We start from the raw sequence: 1,798 nt of genomic DNA, 5'->3' as shown, positions 1-1,798 counted from the left end.
ACGGATCGATCAAAATGGCGGCCCTTGAACATGACAAACTCCCGGAAAGCAGGAGCAGCCGTCATGCAGCAATGACCTTTCCGAAAAGTTTGCGACGGAACCGTCAGGATCGCGTGATGCTTGATGTCGGCCACGCAGTCGAGGAAGCGCTGGACTTCCTCGGGACTGAGGACGACGGGCAGCGTCTGCGGCTTTTTGGGAAGCGGCAGAACGTCTTCAAACGCCCAATCCTTCTCGAGCGTCACCTTGTAGAGGAAGCGAAGCGCCGCAATGGCGATGTGGATCGAGCCGGGCGACAGCTGCTTCTCGTTGGTCAGATAGACCTGATAGGTCCGAATGTCCTCTCGCCCGAGCAAGTCCGGCGACCTGCCGAAGTGACGCGCAAACAGGGAGACCTGCTGCAGGTACGAGCGCTGGGTATTGAGCGCGAGATTCCGCACCTCCATGTCCTCGCTCATGCGTTGCCGAAGTTGGGTCATGACAAGCTCCTTTGTGTCCGATGGAATGGGCTGCAAGCAGCCACTCCATGCTGGCGCAGTCGGAGCTCCTTGTGCACGCATGACCCGCGCGACAGACGACGCCATCAAGATCTCACCGTTGGCACACAACCACCTTGCCGCTCCGCGATCGCGGAGCGGGTTAGTCCAAGACAGGTAATGGGCGACGCCCATTACCTGCCGCAACCGGCATTGCCCCAAATGCCAGGGGCAAGCCTGCCGGGACTGGCTTGCCGCCCGGCAGGACGAGCTTCTGCCGGTTCCCTACTTCCATGTCGTCTTCACGCTGCCGGCGGAGCTCGCCGCCATCGCCTTCCAGAACAAGGCGGCGGCCTACACGATCCTGTTCAAGGCGGCGGCCGAAACGCTGCGCACGATCGCTGCCGATCCCAAACACCTCGGCGCCGAGATCGGCCTCATCGCGGTGCTGCATAGCTGGGGTCAGAACCTGCACTATCATCCCCACCTCCATTGCATCGTGCCGGGCGGCGGCATCTCTCTCGATGGAACGCACTGGGTCGCCTGCCGGACCGGCTTCTTCCTGCCCGTGCGCGTGCTGTCGCGTCTGTTCCGCCGTCTCTTTCTGCAGGAGTTGCGGGCGGTCTTCGACGCGGGCATCCTCAAGTTCTTCGGCGATCTCGCCGGCTTGGCCGAGCCAGCCGCCTTCACCCGCTTGTTGGCCAGGGTGCGCCGCCTCGACTGGGTGGTCTACGCCAAGCCGCCGTTCGGCGGGCCAGAGCAGGTGTTGGCCTATCTCGGCCGCTACACCCATCGCGTCGCCATCGCCAATTCTCGGCTGATCAGCATGACCGACGATCAGGTCGCGTTCCACTGGAGGGATTATCGTCACCGCGGCAAGACGAAGGTCATGACGCTCCACGCGCACGAGTTCATCCGCCGCTTCCTTCTGCATACGCTGCCGGACGGCTTCCATCGCATCCGCCACTACGGCTTCCTCGCCAACGGCCATCGCGCCGCCAGGCTCGACCTGTGCCGCAGGCTGCTGGCCAGCCCGCGGCAGGACGATCTCGAACCGGAGGCCGAAAGCGCCGCTGTCGCCGCCGAGCGCCTTGCGGCAACGCATCGCTGCCCATGCTGCGGAGGGCCAATGGTCACGCTCGCCATCTGGCGGTGCGGACAAGCGCCGCCGAGCCCCTTCTGGAGCGACACCTCATGATCATGCCGAGCACGTCCAAAGTAATTACATGGGGTAATCGCGGGAGCCGCGTCCACGTGCCGCTTTGTAGCCCTTGCGCATAGGCGGCGGTTGTTCCCCGATATGATGAAAAACGGGCTCACGA

Annotated in this window: 1 protein-coding gene and 1 pseudogene; one reads left to right on the top strand and one right to left on the bottom strand. The window is 63.5% G+C overall.

All coding sequences use genetic code 11. The features are described 5' to 3' along the window. On the bottom strand, positions 1 to 479 hold a 479-nt coding region (locus ACFFNA_RS13435; RefSeq protein ID WP_378918875.1), incomplete at its 3' end, for a site-specific integrase. A gap of 193 nt (positions 480 to 672) precedes the next feature. Here ACFFNA_RS13435 and ACFFNA_RS13430 point away from each other — a divergent pair. Then, positions 673 to 1,674: pseudogene (locus tag ACFFNA_RS13430) on the top strand (IS91 family transposase); the annotation flags it as partial. Positions 1,675 to 1,798: the final 124 nt, after the last annotated feature.

The organism is Mesorhizobium kowhaii (assembly GCF_042431665.1).
In the GTDB taxonomy this organism is placed as follows: domain Bacteria; phylum Pseudomonadota; class Alphaproteobacteria; order Rhizobiales; family Rhizobiaceae; genus Mesorhizobium; species Mesorhizobium kowhaii.
Note: the sequence above shows the minus strand (reverse complement) of the source record. Positions and strands in the feature narration are given on the sequence as shown.